Here is a 17,987-nt window from a genome sequence, read left to right as displayed (position 1 = left end):
TATTATTATATCGTACCAGAAGCAAGCAATCAACTTACGAAAATGTGAACTAAATGATCCGATACGCACCAATCCCGCAAACGAGCAGCTTGCCTGCGTCATCCTTTACCTGCGCTTGCAGCGTCAGTGTACGTTCCGTTCGGTGAACCAGCTCTGCTTCGCAAAGCAGCACGCCGCCCTTGGCGCTGGCGAGAAATTGTGTGTTCAAATTTGCTGTTACCGCGCTTTTCTCAGGTGCTGCTAGCATAACCACAAGCCCCATCGCATTATCCATCAGAGACATCAGCACTCCGCCGTGAACGATGTTTAGCAGATTAAGATGCCGCTCAGTTGCATCCAGGCAAATGGCCGCTTTACTTGCGTTTGCCTGCACGATTTCACAGCCAAGCAATCCCCAAAAGGTGGCTTGCGCACGTTCTGCGAGCCTTGTCAGATGACCGGCTTGATCTGCCTGTTGAACAAACCAATCCTCATCCATACCGCTCACTCTCCCTTCTTCTCCGCCTTTCTCGCCTTTTCAGCCTCCGCCTCCTCCTCCTGCAGTTTTCGACGAAGCACTTTTCCGACCATCGTTTTTGGAAGCGTTTCCCTAAAGGAATAGTTGTGTGGCACCTTATAGGAAGCGAGCCGCTCTCTGCACCAACGGTCAAGTTGACTGCTTGATACTTGCCAGCCCTCCTTAAACACAATAAAAGCTTTTACCGTTTCGCCTCTGTACTCATCCTTCACACCAATCACTGCCGCTTCCCTTACGGCCGGATGCTCGAACAGTACCTCCTCCACTTCACGAGGATAAATATTAAAGCCGCCAGCGATAATAACATCCTTAATTCGATCCATAATCGTAAAATAACCATCTTCATCCATCGTAGCAAGGTCGCCAGTATGGAGCCAACCATCCCGCAATACCTGATCCGTTTCAGCAGGCTTATTCCAATATCCTCGCATGACCTGCGGACCGCGAACAATTAACTCCCCAAGCTCACCGATAGGCAATCTCTCACCGCTCTCAGGATCAATCACTGCCGCATCCGTATCCGGAAAAGGAATGCCGATCGTACCGATTTTGCGTTTCTCCCATACTGGGTTGGCATGGGTGACGGGAGAAGATTCCGACAAGCCATAACCTTCAACAAGCCTTCCGCCAGTTAAAGCTTCGAACTTCTCCTGCACCTCTAGCGGCAAAGCCGCTGATCCGCTTACACACACATTAATAGAAGAAAAATCGATTTTTGCCGCGGACTTATGATGGATGAGTGCGACATACATCGTTGGCGCGCCTGGAAAAATGGTAGGTTTCTGCTGATTAATCGTTTGCAGTACCGTCTCCACTTCGAAGCGCGGAAGTAATATAAGCGTTCCCGCACGCAGTACCGACATATTCATTAATACCGTTAATCCAAACACATGAAACAGTGGCAGCGCCGCTAAAAATCTCTCTTTAGCATCCTCCGCTTTATAGCACCAAGTAGATATTTGTATCGTATTGGCAACGAGATTGCGATGAGTCAGCATCACACCTTTTGGCGTTCCTGTTGTGCCGCCTGTATATTGCAGCGCCGCGAGATCAGACCCTTTTGCCGAATCAGGCAGGCTCATATCCGTATGCTTTGCTGCAAGCAGCTTCTTATAAGAAACGACACCAAAGCTGCCATATGGAATATCTGCGCGAAAGCCCTCTTTTCGCTGCTTAAGAGGATAAAGCAAGTTTTTCGGAAACGGCAGCCCATCCTTAATCGATGTGATGATGGCATGCTTCAGCTGCGGCAGCGGACCCGACTCCGGCTGCTTGCCTCGAACCCGAGACAAGCGTGCATAAAGCAGATCAACCGTAATGACAGCAACAGCTCCGCTATCTGCTAGCTGATGCTCAAGCTCCCGCTCCACATAAAGCGGATTTGTCTGAACAACGACGCCACCTGCAAGCAGCACGCCATAAAAAGCAGCCACTGCCTGCGGGCAATTCGGCAGCATGATTGCCACCCGGTCTCCTTTGGCTATGCCAATGGAAAGGAGACCATAAGCGAGATTAACCGCATTCTCGTGAAGCTCGCGGTATGTTAATATTTTGCCTAGGAAATGTACAGCAGGATGATTTGGATGATGATTAGCCGCATTTATTAAAAACTGGACGATGCTCTGATCGGGATAGTGCAGTGAAGGCGAAACCTCTTTCGGGTAATGTTGAAGCCATGGGCGCGCTTGCTCTTCAGATTGAGTGGACGGTTGCTCGGGCAAAGACGGATCTTCCGGTCTGAGCGAATCCATTCATGCTCTCCCCCTTCACACGACATAATGCTCACTGTTAATGACACGAGCGGCAATTGTTCGCTTCAAAGCAACCGTATCTGAGATAGGCGCGCGCATCAGCTTTTTGAGGACGGACAGCTGCATCTGCAGCCCGTCTCCCGTCTCTAGCGCAGCAAGTGCCAGCTTAGCTAGTGACTCGACCCGCTCCATGGCCTCCTGCACAAAAACTGTCGTCATCGCTAAAACATTTTCCGTCTTTTCCGAAGCGACTCCGCGGCTTGCCTTCCATATTTTTTGTGAGCGCAGCAGTGCGCTTTCCATGGCAAAAATGTTGATCATAAGATCAGCAAGAGAACACAGCACCTCTTGTTCCTGCTCCAGCCGCAGTCCCAGCTTCTGAACAGCAAGCCCGCCGATGGCGAGGAAGATTTTTTTCGCTTGACCTACGCGGAACGCTTCTTTGCTAAGCGGCTTTTCAAGAGGCGGAATCGGCATCGGCTGCAGCAGCTCTGCTTGCAATGAACGAGCTTTGCGAAGCAGCGGGAGCTCGCCCTTTAACGCTTTTTTCATCAGCGTGCCAGGAATGAGCATCCGATTAATTTCATTCGTGCCTTCAAAAATCCGATTAATTCGCGAATCCCGATAAATTCTTTCCACCTTATACTCGCGAATATAACCGTAGCCGCCATGAATCTGCACCCCTTCATCCGCCACAAAATCAAGCGCCTCAGAAGCAAAAACCTTTATAATCGAGCATTCAATAGCATACTCTCCGATTGCCTTAGCGACCGTCATGCCTTCAACTGCCGCCCCGCCTTCCTCTGTCGTCCGCAGCATCGAATCGATCCAGCCTGCAGTTCGGTAAACCATGCTCTCAAGCACATAAGTACGAATGTTCATATCAGCCAGCTTGGCGCCTATTAACGGATAGGAGGAAATCGCCTTCCCAAATTGCTTCCGCGTATTGGCATAGGCCGATGCAAGCTCAATGGTCTCCTTCGACGAACCGAGGCAAGCTGCTCCAAGCTTAAAGCGTCCTATGTTCAAAATGTTAAATGCGATTTGATGCCCTTTTCCAACCTCCCCAAGCACGTTTTCAACCGGTACCGCTACATCTTCAAAAAATAAAGGGCGTGTTGAAGAACCCTTGATGCCCATCTTATGCTCCTCCGGTCCAATACTGAACCCCGGCATGCCTTTCTCTACAATAAATGCTGTAAAATACTCACCGTCTACCTTCGCATAAACGATAAATAAGTCAGCAAAACCTGCGTTTGTAATATAGAGCTTTGATCCATTGAGCACGTAGTGCTTCCCATTTGGCGATAATCTTGCCGTCGTTTTCGCCCCTAGCGCATCCGATCCCGATGCTGGTTCAGTTAAGCAATAAGCAGCGATGCGCTCCCCCGTTGCAAGTGCCGGGAGATACGTTTCTTTTTGCTTTGGTGTTCCAAAAAAAACGATCGGCAGCGTGCCGATTCCCGTATGAGCGCCTACCGAAAGCGCAAACGAGGAGGATCTTGCCAACGTTTCTGCGAGCAGCGTCGTGCTTACCTTGTCGAGCCCCAGCCCGCCGTAAGCCTCCGGCACATCTGCGCCCAGCAGGCCAAGCTCACCTGCTTTGCGCATCAGCTCTACGGTCAGATCATAATTTAAAGCTTCCAGCTCCGCATCGCGCGGCGTTATTTCCGCATCCATGAACTGCTGCGCCGCATCCGCCATCATTCGTTGCTCTTCCGTAAAATCCTCGGGCGTCACGACCGATTCCGGCACACTGTCTTCCACGACAAACCGACCGCCAAAACGTATCGTCTCCGTCATGCGCAGTTCTCCTTTCAGCCAACCGAATATTTTATTTCAGGATGCTGCCAAACTCCCTTATCCACCTGCCGACCTTATTGGTCTGAGTTATACACTTCAATTACGCCTGCTGCTCCCATGCCTCCGCCAATACACATCGTGACAACGCCAATACCGCCGCCTCTGCGGCCAAGCTCATGAATAAGTGACACTGACAGCTTTGTTCCTGTACAACCAAGCGGATGTCCGAGTGCGATAGCCCCGCCGTTCACATTGACGATTTCAGGATTAATGCCAAGCTCCTTAATGATAGGGACGCATTGTGCCGCAAACGCTTCATTAAGCTCAAACAGATCAACCTGCTCAAGCGTAATTCCCGCTTTCTTAAGCGCTTTAGGCACAGCTTCGATGGGACCGATGCCCATGACCTCAGGAGCTACGCCAGCTACACTGAAACCGCGGAATACGGCAAGCGGACGATAGCCAAGCTCCTCCGCACGCGCCCTGCTCATCACGATTACCGCAGCTGCTCCATCGCTCATTTGGGACGTATTGCCCGCTGTAACCGTACCTTCTCTTGCAAAAGAGGGCTTGAGCGGCGCCAACGTCTGAACCGTCGTCTCCGGCCGGACGCCTTCATCTGTATCGAAAGTGATCACTTTCGACCATGGACGGCCAGCATCGTTCACGCCGGAGCGGCTTGTCGTTATCGGAACGATCTCGGCTTGGAAGCGTCCTGCTTCAATAGCTGCTGCCGCCTTGCGATGGCTGGATGCTGCAAACGCATCCTGCTCCTCACGCGTCACCCCATACCGGCGGGCAACCTCTTCAGCCGTATGTCCCATTCCCATATAAACCTCTGGCATCGCATCGACAATCGCAGGATGCGGCGACAGCCTGAAGCCGGTCATCGGCACATGGCTCATGCTCTCCACTCCGCCAGCAGCAATAACGTCCGCATCGCCAAGCCTAATTCGCTCCGCTGCATAGGCGATTGCTTGCAGGCCTGATGCGCAAAAGCGGTTAATCGTTACTGCTGGCGTCGCCACCGGCAATCCCGAATAAAGCGAGATCGTGCGCGCCATATTCAAGCCTTGTTCGCCTTCGGGCATTGCGCAGCCAATGATGACATCCTCTATAAGCTCGGGCGACAAGCCGGGCAGACTCTCAAGCGCACCTTGCAGCACAGCTCGCCCAAGATCCTCTGCCCTCGTCTCCGCAAGGCTCCCCTTTGATGCTTTGCCGACCGCCGTCCTCACCGCAGCTACGATAACGGCATCACGAGCGTGATCTTCAAACGGTGATGAAGCTGACATTTCACTCTCCCCCTTCGTTTTAGGCTAGTTGCGCAGTGGCTTGCCTGTCGCGAGCATATGGCTCATACGCTCCTGTGTCTTGCGCTCGCCGCATAGGCTGAGGAATGCTTCGCATTCCAAATCGAGCATATATTGCTCGCTCACTTCAGCCCCCGGCTGAATGTCCCCGCCAGCGAGTACAGAACCAAGCTTGCCGGCGATAAGCGCGTCATGCTCACTAATATGGCCGCTAAGCTGCATCGCTTGCACCGCTACCTTAAGCACCGCTCTGCCTTCTCGTCCGGCAACGCGAATACGTTCCTCCGCTGGCGGCGAGTAGCCCGCTCGGTCCAGCTCCAGCACCGCCCGCTTCGCTTCGGTTATCCGTGCCTCCTGCCGCATAATGACCTTATCCTGCGGCCGCATCAATCCCAAACGGCGCACCTCGTAGCCGCTGGTTGATGATTTGGCCAGCGCAATCGTCTCAAACAGCGCATTCAAATGCGGCTGCAGGTCTCCGCCTGGCTTGCCGCCATTCGCAATAAAGGCCCGTTCAGCTGCCATTGCAGCCGCTTCCTTGCAGCCCCCGCCCGCAGGAATAAGGCCAACTCCCGTTTCCACTAACCCAAAGTATGTCTCTGGCGAATAAATAATACGATCAGCAGGCAAGCATGCTTCTACTCCGCCGCCCAGCGTCATTCGGTGCGGAGCAGCTACGACAGGACGGTCAAGCCGCTTAAGCCCAAGCATACTGCTCTGGAAGAAACGAATAATATCCTCCACTTCATCCCATTCGCCGCTTTGCGCCTCCATTAATAGCAGCATCAGGTTTGCTCCTACACAGAAGTTTTTCCCCTCATTCGCTATCACAAGCCCGCGCCAATTTTGTGACACCTCCTCTGTGCTTTGCCGAATCGCCGATAAAATATCACCCCCGATGGCATTGTTAGGCGAATGGAATTCCAGCAGTACAACGTCATCGCCAATATCGATTAGACTAGCGCCTGAGGTGGACAATACCGTTTTTCCGGCAGCCTTTAATGCCGTTAAGGAAACCGAATCTGCTTCCTCCACTTCCCTCTTATATGCTCCGCTTGCAGCATAAACCCGCTCCGTTCCCTCCACCTTATAGAAGCTTTCATGTCCGGCTTCCAGCCAAGCCGCCACCCACTCTGGGATCGCATCGCCCTCCTTCTGCATTTGCTGCACCGATTTGCGAAGCCCTATCGCATCCCACAGCTCGAACGGTCCAAGCTCCCAGTTAAAGCCCCAGCGCATTGCGCGGTCGATATCCGAGATTGAATCCGCAATGACACCGACTTGTGCCGCTGCATAAAGCAGCGTTTTTTTGATAGTGGACCATGCGAATTTAGCGTAGCGGTCCTGCGGGTCTGTGCGAAGCAGCGCCTTTACTTTTGCCGCCGCCCCCTTCGCAGCCTTAGACGCATCAATAACAGGGGAGTTGACCGACCGCTTAGGCCCATACTCGAGCGTATCCAGCTTAAGCGATTCAATCTCGCTGCCTCCGTTCCCCTTCACCTTTCGATAAAAACCCGCCCCCGTTTTCTCACCTAGCCGTCCCGATGCTGCAAGCTTCTCAAGCAGGGGTGGCCTTGCAAAAACCTTTTGCTCCGCTGGATCGTTGCTCCGCTCCCGCACATTATCCACGACATGCAGCAGCGTATCCAACCCAACCAAATCGAGCATGCGCAGTGTCGCCGTCTTCGGCCTTCCCATCGCCGGACCGGTCAAGGCGTCCGCTTCCTCTACCGTCAGCCCAAATGCCAGCGTATCCTCAAGCGTAACGAGCATGCCGTAAGTGCCAATTCGGTTCGCAATGAAGTTAGGCGTATCCTTCGCTAGCACAACTCCCTTGCCAAGCCGCTTCTCGCACACCTCCGTCAACAACTGAATAACCTCGGAGGTGGTGTCTTCGGTAGGCACGATCTCAACAAGCTTCATATACCGCGGCGGGTTGAAAAAATGGGTTACCGCAAAATGCTGCCGAAACTCCTTGCTCCTCCCCTCTGCCATGGACGCCGCCGATAATCCCGACGTATTCGTAGAAACGATGCTGCCTGGGCGGCGTGCGGCTTCAACCTTTGCAAGCACATCACATTTAATGTCGAGCCGCTCCACAACCGCTTCTACAATCCAGTCTGCCTCGCCCAGCAGCTCTAGATGATCGGTCAAATTACCCGGCGTAATGCGAGATGACCAAGCTGGATCGTAGAGCTGGGCGGGTTGTGACTTGCCCATTTTTGCTATCGCCGCATTTGCGAGGCGATTGCGCACCTTGGCATCAGAGAGCGTAAGCCCCTGTCGTTCTTCCTCTGCCGTCAGCGAATGCGGAACAATGTCCAGCAGCGTAACACGCATCCCCGCATTGGCTAAATGTGCAGCGATGCCTGCCCCCATAACGCCGGAGCCGATCACAGCGGCTCTGCGAATCGTGCTTGAGTTATTTTGCGATGCTTGTGTCGTCATAGCCTCCTCCTCCTTTTTGACAAACAGCGGCTTATTCGCCAAAAACACTTTCGGCAAGCAGCTCAGCCACATCACGAGCGATTACCTTCTCATCCGCACCCAGCGCCTTTAAACCATCCTCCATCATCGTTAGGCAATAGGGGCAGGCGGAGCTGATGATCGATGGTTTCACTTCAAGTGCTTGAGCGGTTCGAGCATGGTTGATGCGAGTTCCAGAATGCTCCTCCATCCACATGAGACCGCCCCCCGCCCCGCAGCACATGCCGTTCGAGCCCGAGCGCTCCATCTCTTCAATCGATACGCCTGGAATGGAGCGAAGCAGGCTGCGCGGCGCTTCATACGTATCGTTGTAACGGCCGAGGTAGCAAGAATCATGTACGGTTACTCGCTCCTCAATCTTATGCTCCGGCTTCAATAAACCTTCCTCAAGCAGGCGAGAGAGCATTTCGGTATGATGCTCCACGATGATGCTAGGGCTAAGACCGAAGTCAGGATATTCATTTTTGAACGTGTTATACGTATGCGGGCAAGCGGTCACGATTTGTGTTACGCCATATTTGTTAAGCGTTTCTATATTCTCGCGGCATAGCTCTTGGAAAAGCAGTTCATTGCCGATTCGTCTAGCTGTATCGCCAGAGCTTTTTTCCTCCAATCCCAGCGTAGCGAAGTTGATACCCGCATGATCCAGCAGCCTAACCACATCGTATAAAACACGGCGGCTCCGCATGTCATACGCGCCCATCGATCCCGCCCAGAGCAGCACATCTGCTTTTTTGCCCTGCTTCTTCAGCTCCTGCATCGTCGGCACTTGAATGCCGGTTCTGCTCTCGCAATCGTTAATCCAAGCCGCCCGCTCGGCACGCGGCAAGCCCCAAGGATTGCTTTGCCGCTCGATATTTTGCAGCGCGCGCTGCCCGTCAGACGGCAGCCTCCCTTCCATCAGCACCAAGTAACGGCGCATATCGATAATTTTGTCGACATGCTCATTGCCAACCGGGCATTGCTCCTCGCAATTCCGGCAGGTCGTACATGCCCAAAGCTCCTCTTCGGTCAACACCTCGCCGATCAGCTCGACCTCCTCTGGCTTAGCACTCTCTTTTATATTCCATGCCCCAGCCTGCGCAGCCATGGTTGGCGCTATGTTTGTGCCCCATTCGGATTCAGCTTCCCAAGCAGGAAGCACCGCTCCCATCACATGGGCCTGAGGCTCACCCGATTTCGAATGCAGCAGGCTGGCTGGAAGCCATGGTGACTTGGACGTTATGGCAGCGCCTTTTTCGGTCAAATGGTCCCTTAGCTTCACAATAAGATGCATCGGCGAGAGCAGCTTGCCGGTGCTCGATGCCGGACAAACATTTGTACAGCGGCCGCATTCCACGCATGCATACAAATCTAGCATCTGTTTTTGCGAGAAATGCTCCACCTTCCCTGCACCGAAGGACTCCGCTTCCTCGTCCTCTAGGTTAAGCGGCACAAGTCGGCCGGGAGGCGTGCTGCGTCTGAACCAAAGATTCACAGGCGCTGTCAATAAATGAAAATGCTTTGATTGCGGCACGTACACAAGAAAGCTAAGCAGAACCAGAAGATGCAGCCACCAAAACAATTCAAACCCTGCATGGGCTGCGGTGCTTTGCGGCTGTACACCTGCACTCTCAAGCATAGTGGCCAAGGGAGCGCTCACTGGTGCGAACTTCGCCTCAACGATGGCCGCAGTGGACCCATGCACCGAAGCATTCTGGCCCATGCGCACTTCCGCAGCCAATCGCTCGAATGCTAATGAGAATAAAACAGTCAGCATCAACGAGCCAATAAACCACATGACGAGCGAAGGTTTCCATCCCCGCTTAAGGCGCGGGAGCCGTTCCCCATAACGCCGGAAAGCACCGTACAGCACAGCTGCAAAAACGAGCGTAACGGTCATCTCCTGCGTCAGCGAGAACCAATTATAATAGGGCAGCGGCAGCGGTACACCTTGGTTCAGCCCTTTCCAAACCAAGTCCGCCGCACCAAACTGAAGCACAATAAAGCCATAAAAATAAACCAAATGCATCACGCCGCTTCTCACATCGTTCAGTAGCTTCCGATGGCCGAGCACTTGTGAGGTAAAGCCGGATTTACTGCCTGACTTGCGTCGATACCGCGAAAAAACCGCCGGCACCCCTAATTTCATATACAGGATGCGCCGCTGTACAACCATTGCGAACATGGTAATAGCAAACAGCACAACCACCGCGAATAATGCCCATCTTCCCCCTATCAACCATTGATCGACATTCCTAAGTGTCAAAAAAGATGGCATACGCCCCGCCTCCCTTATATGCCGGCTATAAAACCGAGCACCTACGCGCGCAGTAGTCGGACAAGTATTGAAGCGCTTACAAAAATAGCCGCGGTGCTCCATGTATATGAGCTTTCGGCCTTGAACATGCCGCACAGCGGGCAATTGCAGGGCGGTCTATTCAATTCCAAGACAGCATATCCTAGCACTGATGGACAGTGTCAACAAATTAGCGGTACAAGTGAGGGAGCTTCTATGCTGAAAATAGTTGTGCTTCTCAAGCAAACGTTCGATACCGAGGAAAAAATCATTGTAACACCCGCTGGCGTTGACGAAAGAGACGCCAAATTTGTAATCAATCCCTACGATGAATACGCACTCGAGGAAGCCATTCGCCAGCGGGAGCAGCTCGGCGGCGAGGTCATCGTGATCACCTGCGGTGCCGAGCGCTCGCAAGAGGCGCTCCGAACCGCTCTGGCTATCGGAGCAGATGAAGCTATTCGGCTTGATAGCGCAGATTTGTCCGATGACAGCTCAGCCGTCGCTGCTGCTCTTGCTGCCGTAATTAGGCCGCTCGCCCCTAACTTGCTGCTAGCCGGCTTGTTTGCAGTAGACAGCGGCGCTGGCAGCGTAGCTCTGCAAATTGCCGAGCTACTTCACTTGCCTCATGCAGCTTCAGCTGTGAAGGTCACCATCTTGTCTGCGGAGGAGCTTGGCTCCTTGCCTGCCGATGGACTTCTCAGCTCACCTACTGCTGGGAGCGCTGAGCGTTACGCATTAGTTGAGCGCGATGTTGAAGGAGATACCGAAACGGTATCGATTCCACTCCCTGCGCTCATTACCGCTCAGCAAGGACTAAACGAGCCGCGTTATCCGTCGCTGCCAGGCATTATGAAAGCGAAGCGCAAGCCGCTTCGCACAATAACGGCGGCTGAGCTGATTGCCAGTGGCGAGCTTTCACTTGAAAGCGTATCGCCTCGCTCGGCACGTACGCAGCTGCTCCCGCCGCCTCCGCGCGCAGCGGGCAAACGACTCTCCGGCGAGCCGGCCGAGCAAGCCGCAGCTCTTGTGTCTCTGCTGCGAGAGGAAGCGAAGCTTCTTTGAGTTCGTGACTATTTTATAGTTGGGAGCGGTTTAGAGGTAGTGGAGTTGGGCTGGGGGATGTTGGGATTGGAGCTGAGCTGATCGCCAGTGGCAAGCTTTCACTAGAAGGCGAGTTTCGCCACGCATTGCGCACACGCGAATGCTCCCGCCGCCTCTGCGCGCTGCAGGAAAATGGCTCCCCGGCGAGCCGGTCGAGCAAGCAGAGCAAGCAGAGCAAGCAGAGCAAGCAGAGCAAGCAGAGCAAGCAGAGCAAGCAGAGCAAGCAGCGGCAATTGTCTCGCCACTGCGGGAGGAAGGGAAGCTTCTATAGGGCGTGACTTTTTATTATAGTTGGGACTGTTCAGGGTAGTGGAGTTTGGCTGAGGGAAGTTGGGATTGGAGCAGGTAGTAAAATTGTATTGAGGCATGTTGGTATTGGGCAGGTAGTGGATTTGTGCTGAGGCATGTTGATATTGGGCAGGTAGTAAATTTGTGTTGTAGCATGTTGGTATTGGGCAGGTAGTGGATTTGTGCTGAGGCATGTTGGTATTAGAGCAGAAATGATGCAGAGACATTTGACAAGAACTGAATAGTTACTGGTTACTAGACAATTTAGTTAGTTCTCTTGTTGATAGAGTGGCTCAAATCAAAAGCAGTGTTTGACCAACATTGGACTTTGGTAATTAATCAAACCTTCCCAATTAACGGACATCAGATGCCTTATTTGCTGTAAAACCTTCTATTTCTCGATCTAACGGACATAGGTTCCCTTATTTCATAAAATATCGAGCGTTTGGGTGCCATTTAGGGCAAATAACGGATCTCATGTCCGTTAAATTGTAATTTAGCCCTTAAATACAGAAATAACGGATCTCATGTCCGTTAGATAATAATTTATGCACCTAAATTCAGAAATAATGGATCTCTTGTTCGTTAGTAAGTAATTTATGCCCCTAAATTCAGAAATAACGGATCTCATGTCCGTTAGAAAAGTAACTTCGCCCTAAAACCCACAAATAACTGCTGTAATGTCCATTAAGACGATACCTAAACACGTCAAGCACTGAATATAGAGTTAAACGTGTATGAGATAAGCTTATTCGTAAAAGCTGTGGAAGAGGAGCTGTATCCTATGTCCAAAACCATTCTCGTATTTGCAGAAAGCCGGAATGGCGCGCTGCGCCGAGTGGCGCTGGAGGCACTCGGTGCAGCGCGCCGGCTCGCAGGCAAGGACGGCCATGTCCACGCCGTCCTTGCCTGCTTCGGCGGTGCGGCGGATGAAGCCGCCGCACTGATCGCGCGGGGCGCGGACGTCGTGCATATCGCCGACGATCCGGCCCTTCGCGCCTTTGCGCCCGAGGCGTACATCGCCGCCCTCGGCGCAGCCATAACTGCGGTGCGGCCGGACGCGCTATTGCTCGGCCACACCGCTTTGGGGCGCGAGCTCGCGCCCCGAGTGGCCGCTGCCCATGGCGCCGGCCACATCGCTGACGTCATTGCCATCGAAACATCTGACGATGGCAATGACGTCTTATTTACCCGCCCGCTCTACGCCGGCAAGGCGTTCGAGCGGCGCAGCTTTGTTTCGGGCGCGACGTGGGTCATCACGGTGCGCCCGAACAACCTGCCGGCGGCAGAACCACTGGACGCCGCAGAAATAAAGGGCACCGCAGCGGAGCTGCCGTTCACGGTGCCGCCGCTTTATACCGCTGTGCGCAGCCTTGTGCGCCGCACCGGCGGGCAGCTTGATCTTGCCGAAGCCGACGTCGTCGTGTCCGGCGGCCGAGGCGTTCGCAGCGCAGCAGGCTTTGAGCCGCTGCAAGCGATGGCAACAGCGCTCGGGGGCGCAGTCGGCGCCTCTCGCGGCGCATGCGATGCCGGCTACTGTGATTATGCCCTCCAAATCGGGCAAACTGGCAAAGTTGTTACACCTCAGCTCTATATAGCCTGCGGAATCAGCGGCGCTATTCAACATCTGGCGGGTATGAGCCAATCTCGCGTCATTGTCGCTATCAACAAAGACCCCGATGCCCCTATTTTCAGCGTTGCTGATTATGGCATCGTAGGCGATTTATTCGAGGTCGTACCGCTACTAACAACAGAGCTTCAACGCGCTCGCGCTTAATTGTTCTATTTTTCATCTAATTGCCTCTCATCCGTATCGTGCTTAAAATTTTTTACCAAAGTTGATTCCATCTACAACCAACTAAATCATTATGTTTCTTATTCAAGCACCTAACCCTGTCCACTAAATAATCAAAAAAAGGCGTCTACCCTGTTTCGGCCGCATACAGAGCCGAGTCAGAGATAGGACGCCTTTTTGGTTAACTACACTTCATTTTACTTAAGCAAAATCAGGACGGATTTCACGGATGCAATCCGGCGATTCGTACAGATCATCATGCACTGCGTTCGTTACCGGGTAGGCGCGCATGAGATAAGTGTCCATTGCCTCTAAATGTTTCCGCAATCCACTGAATTCGGTAATACGCGGATTGAGCCAATCTTCCATGCCCTCTTCGTCCAAAATAACCGGAACTCGAGGCTGCCACACCGACATCGCTCCTGTCGAAGCTGCGGTAATCATAGTGAAGGCACGCACTTCCTTGCCGCTCACGTTTTTCCAGCAGTCGTAAATGCCCGCTATGCCAAAAAGCTGCTGGCTTGGAACAACGATATGCATCGCCCTCGGATCACGCTCTTTGCCGAATTGTTTCTGACCAAAAAAGCCGCTGCATGGCAGCACACATCTTTGTCTGCGAAGCATTCTTTCTAAGAAAGGCTTCTCGGACAATGTCATATGATCTGCATTAACCGCATCCTTCGCCCAAAAAGGAAACAGCCCCCATCTCGATTCCTCCATCGTCCGCTGATCAAATCGATCATTCATGACAATCGAAACCATCTGAGTCGGAGCTGCATTAAATCGGTTTGTATGCCCTCGAATTACTTTTCCTACCTGAAACATATCCACTATATCGCCAATATCTGCTGTTAACGAAAACCGTTCAATCATCGCGACCACCCTTTTCACGTTGTTGAATCCAGTTTTTGTTAAAGTCGCGATATTTATGCAACGTTTCTAGTCAGAATATTAGAAAGTCTAAACAACAGTTTGCCGAAAATAGTTCCTCTACTCTTCAAGTCCGCCCGTCTACATCGTAAATCTTTTTCGGAATTTAAGAGGAGGCATTCCCGTATGGGATGCAAACAGCCTAGAGAAATGCGGCGTCTGCCGGAAGCCCGTTTCCTCTGCTACTTTTGCAATCGTCCAATCTGTCTTAATAAGCAGCAGCTTTGCTTGATCGAGTCTATAATAAAGCAAATATTGCTGCGGCGTACAATCAAAAACCTCACTCATGCAGCGAGTAATATAATTCGTATGTAACTCCAGCACATCACTCAGCATCGTGTTGCTGATTGGTGTACGATAATTCAGCTTTAAGTAGGCAGCCGCACGCTCTGCTACCGATACGGCAGCTTTAGCCGCATCCGAGCGCCAGCCTTCGTCCAGCATTTGAAGCAAATGCAGAAACCGCTGCTGCCGATCCCAGAACGCACCATGTGACGAGCCTTTGGAAGCCTCATGCAATTGCGAGAAAATAAGACTCGCTTCATCTGTGTAGGTAAGCTTCATTTGTTTAGGCAGACGTATGGCATAAGTGTAGTAGTCCCCTCTAAGCGATCCGCTTTGATTGCCTACCGTCTCCTCCCAAGCGCCTACTGTTTGAAAATGAATCCAATCAAACACAGTCTCTTCCTCGCATGGACGTGTAGAATAATGCCAGCGGTCCGGCCTTAAAATAAGCACATCTCCAGGACCGAGCGTCCATCTGCGATTATCCTCTGCTACATGCAGTGCTCCCTTGTTCACATACAACAAATCAAATACGCCGAGGTTCGTCCGATTCGGATGCTCCTCGCCCGCACGATAAACCAAACGGTTGGATTCTATGAAAAATGGCAATGGTGGTGAACGAAACGTTAGTAATAGCTCCTCTGACAACCTAATCTCTCTCCTTCTAAAGTTTTGCATAGCAAAACTTACTTCGTAAGCACTAGCTTAGTTTTGCGAGCAAAACTTTCTTCGTAAGCATGAGCTTAATTTTGCATAGCAAAACTTTCTTCGTAAGCATGAGCTTAATTTTACGCAACAAAACTCTCTTCATAAGCATTAATCCAGTTTTGCATAGCAAAGCCTGCCATCCTAGCCCATGCTCAATTTACCTAGCAAAACTTGCCTCAAAAAGCATACGCTTACTTTTTCACAGTAAAATAAACTTCACAATTAATAATCATGTGTAAATGTGCAAAAAATGACTACTGCTCATGTTACTTGAAAACCATTTCATTTGTCTACAACAAAAGAAATCCCCCACCATTCCGCTTCCGGAAATGACTTGGGGGATTTGCAAATTTTGTATTATTTTCAGCAGCAATTTCACATAACCAGCTGTACATCCGAGCCCGGATTAACCTTAAAGAAATCTACGTCCGGCAGCAAGCTTTTGACCAAAAACATATAATCATAAGAAAGCTCAAGCGATTGCTCGTCAGGCACGAACACGACCTGCTTACTGCTTAAAAGGGAGAACACCTCGATTCGGTCAGGGAGCTTCTCGAATGCACTCATACAAAATACCGATGTCATATGAAAATATAGATTAAGAGCGTCTTCATCTGTATCTACTGCTAGCTTTTGAACTATATAATGATCAAGCGAATCCTCTTGCTCGGCAGAAACCAAATGAAAGATTTGTGAAATCTCCAAATCGAGCTCCTCTACATAAGCCGTCATTTGCTCATAAAAGATAATCGGCATACTCGGTGCTCCGCCTCCAAGCAAGAAGGCTGCCAAATGCTCCTTAATCGTTTGCTTCATCTGCAAGAAATGCTGGTCGGAATGAAATTTATAATTGCGATTCGTCCACCAATTCTCAACGGAAGTATGTATCGTCTCTACTCCGCGTGTCTCTTTGGACCGACGATAAAAGTCGTTTACCGTGTGGCTGGCTGCATATTGAACAAGCTGCCGCCAGTTCACATCACTTTCCTGCTTGCGACCGGACTTTCTTCGAGCGAACCGTTCGGGGCAACGCAGCAGCTCTTCTAGCTTATAGTCTTCAACTCTCAAAATCGCTGGCAACTGCTCCATTACAAAGTCCGCCTTTCTCGTTCCACTATCCGGCTACCGCTACAAGACCCGCAATTTGGCGTCCTAATCTTCTTCCTTGCTCTTTCTCTTCTTCAGACGCGTTATATTCAAATTTAATGCATTCGCCCGCAATTTCTGCGCCGAGCTCCTTCAGCTTCGCTTCAATCGTATCTACAGCGCCGCAATAGATTGGGTATGATGTATCACCTGAGCCAAATACGGCTGCTTTCTTGCCGCTAAGATCAAGTCCATCCATTTCTTCGAAGAAATCGAGAAATTCATCCGGCAGCTCACCGTCTCCCCATGTGTAGGCGCCTATAATAATCGCGTCATAATGATTCAGCTCATCTGCAGTGGCATCGAAGGCCTCTTTAGAAACAACCTCGGCACCCGCTTCCTTAGCGCCTTCTACTATCGCCTCGGCCATTTCTTCTGTATTTCCGGTCATGCTAGCATACACCACAAGTATTTTGGGCATCTTTTTTCCTCCGCTTTCTATTTTTTGTCGTTAGACATTTATCGTTTGAATGCCTTGGAAAAGCGTAGCGAGATACAGATTTCCATCTTGCATATCAATATCTGTTACAGGATAACCAAGTTTAACGGATAGAAGAGTTACTTGATTACACAAATAAGTAAGCTGGAATAATCCGCGATCCGTACATACATAAACCTCATTGCCCTTCGCCTGCACAGAAAAAATAAAAAGTTTGCCGAATCTTATCCGGTCAAATCTTCCTTTTTTATCGCCAATAAACAGCTCGCCTTGATCGCTCGTTCCAATCAAGTGGCCTCTGAATACCGCTAAGCTTGTTACACTTGCATCCAGCTCAAAATGAGCCCAATCATCCATAAAACGATCATATAAAGAGATGCCGCTCTCATGCGAAATAATCAAATATTGAGGCAAATTCATAAAATCATATACACGTTTATCTTGGCATGCTATTTGCTCCCATTTGGAGCTAGCTTTGGACCAAAGCCCATATTCCGTTGCAACGTAGCTGCTTCCACCAATCTTGCGATACTGATAACTAGGAATCAATATGCCATCATTGACCCATGCTTCTCCGTTCCATTCATATAAGCCGCTGCTTGAGCAGGCATGCAGCAAATCATGCTGCAACTGCAGCCGATTTACATTAGTCTGGTCTTCCATGCCTTGATCAAGCTTCTTCCATTCTCCTTCAGCATCGATTTGGTAAATCCCGTGACCGACTGAAGCGGCATACAAGCTATCAGCTCCTGCTTTAACGGACGAGAAGGGAAAGAGCAGCCAATTCCAAGGCTTGCTCGTTTCAGTCTGCATGTCTCTCACTCCTATAAAAATAATCGTTATATCGTTATCCATTCACTAATAATGCAATATGTTTCGTTTCTTATAAGGTGTTATTGGGGATGTCTATCCAAACTCTTTCATGGCAGTAGTAAAAGAACAACACCATATAGTGATAATGATTATCACTTTCGTATACATGATAACCATTCTCAATAATAATGTCAATCCTGTTCTTCATTTATTCTTCATTCATGCTCTTCTACTTCTCTATCATTTAGTAGTTGATCATCCATCCCATACAAACACACATATCCGCAAATATAGTTGAAGGACTATGACCATAGCAGATAGATACCCAAT

14 protein-coding genes are annotated in these 17,987 nt (G+C 50.9%); 3 read left to right on the top strand and 11 right to left on the bottom strand.

Going from position 1 to position 17,987, the window contains the following annotated elements:
- Nucleotides 1-49: 49 nt before the first annotated feature.
- The 6 genes from AB4Z50_RS08470 to AB4Z50_RS08445 all read right to left on the bottom strand — a co-directional run bounded on the left by AB4Z50_RS08470 (nt 50) and on the right by AB4Z50_RS08445 (nt 10,131).
- A complete protein-coding gene (locus AB4Z50_RS08470; protein WP_076268382.1) occupies nt 50-478 on the bottom strand; it encodes a PaaI family thioesterase in 429 nt (142 codons plus the stop codon).
- A gap of 5 nt (nt 479-483) precedes the next feature.
- A complete protein-coding gene (locus AB4Z50_RS08465) occupies nt 484-2,268 on the bottom strand; it encodes a long-chain-fatty-acid--CoA ligase (RefSeq protein ID WP_441877914.1) in 1,785 nt (594 codons plus the stop codon).
- A gap of 15 nt (nt 2,269-2,283) precedes the next feature.
- The gene (locus tag AB4Z50_RS08460) at nt 2,284-4,071 is read right to left on the bottom strand and encodes an acyl-CoA dehydrogenase family protein (RefSeq protein ID WP_339206530.1); all 1,788 of its coding nucleotides are present in this window, start codon (nt 4,069-4,071) and stop codon (nt 2,284-2,286) included.
- 74 nt (nt 4,072-4,145) lie between these two features.
- The gene (locus AB4Z50_RS08455) at nt 4,146-5,366 is read right to left on the bottom strand and encodes an acetyl-CoA C-acyltransferase (RefSeq protein ID WP_441877912.1); all 1,221 of its coding nucleotides are present in this window, start codon (nt 5,364-5,366) and stop codon (nt 4,146-4,148) included.
- A 24-nt stretch (nt 5,367-5,390) separates the two neighbouring features.
- A complete protein-coding gene (locus AB4Z50_RS08450) occupies nt 5,391-7,832 on the bottom strand; it encodes a 3-hydroxyacyl-CoA dehydrogenase NAD-binding domain-containing protein (protein WP_441877910.1) in 2,442 nt (813 codons plus the stop codon).
- 31 nt (nt 7,833-7,863) lie between these two features.
- Entirely contained in the window at nt 7,864-10,131 is a 2,268-nt protein-coding gene (locus AB4Z50_RS08445; protein ID WP_441877908.1) for a (Fe-S)-binding protein, read from the bottom strand.
- A gap of 18 nt (nt 10,132-10,149) precedes the next feature.
- On the opposite strand from AB4Z50_RS08445, the gene AB4Z50_RS08440 reads away from it, so the two are divergent.
- The 3 genes from AB4Z50_RS08440 to AB4Z50_RS08430 all read left to right on the top strand — a co-directional run bounded on the left by AB4Z50_RS08440 (nt 10,150) and on the right by AB4Z50_RS08430 (nt 13,318).
- On the top strand, nt 10,150-11,214 hold the full coding sequence (locus AB4Z50_RS08440; RefSeq protein ID WP_441877906.1) for an electron transfer flavoprotein subunit beta/FixA family protein: 1,065 nt from the start codon (nt 10,150-10,152) through the stop codon (nt 11,212-11,214).
- 139 nt (nt 11,215-11,353) lie between these two features.
- Nucleotides 11,354-11,524 carry a hypothetical protein gene (locus AB4Z50_RS08435; RefSeq protein WP_441877904.1) on the top strand — a complete coding sequence of 57 codons (171 nt, stop codon included), beginning with the start codon at nt 11,354-11,356 and terminating at the stop codon, nt 11,522-11,524.
- 801 nt (nt 11,525-12,325) lie between these two features.
- Nucleotides 12,326-13,318 carry an electron transfer flavoprotein subunit alpha/FixB family protein gene (locus AB4Z50_RS08430; RefSeq protein ID WP_441877902.1) on the top strand — a complete coding sequence of 331 codons (993 nt, stop codon included), beginning with the start codon at nt 12,326-12,328 and terminating at the stop codon, nt 13,316-13,318.
- A 219-nt stretch (nt 13,319-13,537) separates the two neighbouring features.
- Here the strand turns inward: AB4Z50_RS08430 and AB4Z50_RS08425 are convergent, their stop codons facing one another.
- The 5 genes from AB4Z50_RS08425 to AB4Z50_RS08405 form a co-directional block, all read right to left on the bottom strand.
- Complete coding sequence (locus AB4Z50_RS08425; RefSeq protein WP_076268391.1) at nt 13,538-14,209, bottom strand: SOS response-associated peptidase; 672 nt, start codon at nt 14,207-14,209, stop codon at nt 13,538-13,540.
- 138 nt (nt 14,210-14,347) lie between these two features.
- The gene (locus AB4Z50_RS08420) at nt 14,348-15,199 is read right to left on the bottom strand and encodes a helix-turn-helix domain-containing protein (protein WP_441877899.1); all 852 of its coding nucleotides are present in this window, start codon (nt 15,197-15,199) and stop codon (nt 14,348-14,350) included.
- Between the two features lie 435 nt (nt 15,200-15,634).
- The gene (locus tag AB4Z50_RS08415) at nt 15,635-16,348 is read right to left on the bottom strand and encodes a hypothetical protein (RefSeq protein WP_441877897.1); all 714 of its coding nucleotides are present in this window, start codon (nt 16,346-16,348) and stop codon (nt 15,635-15,637) included.
- 25 nt (nt 16,349-16,373) lie between these two features.
- On the bottom strand, nt 16,374-16,826 hold the full coding sequence (locus tag AB4Z50_RS08410) for a flavodoxin (RefSeq protein WP_441877895.1): 453 nt from the start codon (nt 16,824-16,826) through the stop codon (nt 16,374-16,376).
- A 30-nt stretch (nt 16,827-16,856) separates the two neighbouring features.
- Nucleotides 16,857-17,657, bottom strand: a complete 801-nt coding sequence (locus AB4Z50_RS08405) for a hypothetical protein (protein ID WP_441877893.1) — start codon at nt 17,655-17,657, stop codon at nt 16,857-16,859.
- Nucleotides 17,658-17,987: the final 330 nt, after the last annotated feature.

Origin of the sequence: Paenibacillus sp. 2TAB26 (genome assembly GCF_052115145.1) — a bacterium.
GTDB lineage: Bacteria > Bacillota > Bacilli > Paenibacillales > Paenibacillaceae > Pristimantibacillus.
Note: the sequence above shows the minus strand (reverse complement) of the source record. Positions and strands in the feature narration are given on the sequence as shown.

What these genes read in the sequence shown, in the direction of transcription:
- AB4Z50_RS08470 (WP_076268382.1), bottom strand. Translation starts at nt 478, where the DNA reads ATGGATGAGGATTGGTTTGTTCAACAGGCAGATCAAGCCGGTCATCTG.
- AB4Z50_RS08465 (WP_441877914.1), bottom strand. Translation starts at nt 2,268, where the DNA reads ATGGATTCGCTCAGACCGGAAGATCCGTCTTTGCCCGAGCAACCGTCC.
- AB4Z50_RS08460 (WP_339206530.1), bottom strand. Translation starts at nt 4,071, where the DNA reads ATGACGGAGACGATACGTTTTGGCGGTCGGTTTGTCGTGGAAGACAGT.
- AB4Z50_RS08455 (WP_441877912.1), bottom strand. Translation starts at nt 5,366, where the DNA reads ATGTCAGCTTCATCACCGTTTGAAGATCACGCTCGTGATGCCGTTATC.
- AB4Z50_RS08450 (WP_441877910.1), bottom strand. Translation starts at nt 7,832, where the DNA reads ATGACGACACAAGCATCGCAAAATAACTCAAGCACGATTCGCAGAGCC.
- AB4Z50_RS08445 (WP_441877908.1), bottom strand. Translation starts at nt 10,131, where the DNA reads ATGCCATCTTTTTTGACACTTAGGAATGTCGATCAATGGTTGATAGGG.
- AB4Z50_RS08440 (WP_441877906.1), top strand. Translation starts at nt 10,150, where the DNA reads ATGCCGGCTATAAAACCGAGCACCTACGCGCGCAGTAGTCGGACAAGT.
- AB4Z50_RS08435 (WP_441877904.1), top strand. Translation starts at nt 11,354, where the DNA reads ATGCTCCCGCCGCCTCTGCGCGCTGCAGGAAAATGGCTCCCCGGCGAG.
- AB4Z50_RS08430 (WP_441877902.1), top strand. Translation starts at nt 12,326, where the DNA reads ATGTCCAAAACCATTCTCGTATTTGCAGAAAGCCGGAATGGCGCGCTG.
- AB4Z50_RS08425 (WP_076268391.1), bottom strand. Translation starts at nt 14,209, where the DNA reads ATGATTGAACGGTTTTCGTTAACAGCAGATATTGGCGATATAGTGGAT.
- AB4Z50_RS08415 (WP_441877897.1), bottom strand. Translation starts at nt 16,348, where the DNA reads ATGGAGCAGTTGCCAGCGATTTTGAGAGTTGAAGACTATAAGCTAGAA.
- AB4Z50_RS08410 (WP_441877895.1), bottom strand. Translation starts at nt 16,826, where the DNA reads ATGCCCAAAATACTTGTGGTGTATGCTAGCATGACCGGAAATACAGAA.
- AB4Z50_RS08405 (WP_441877893.1), bottom strand. Translation starts at nt 17,657, where the DNA reads ATGCAGACTGAAACGAGCAAGCCTTGGAATTGGCTGCTCTTTCCCTTC.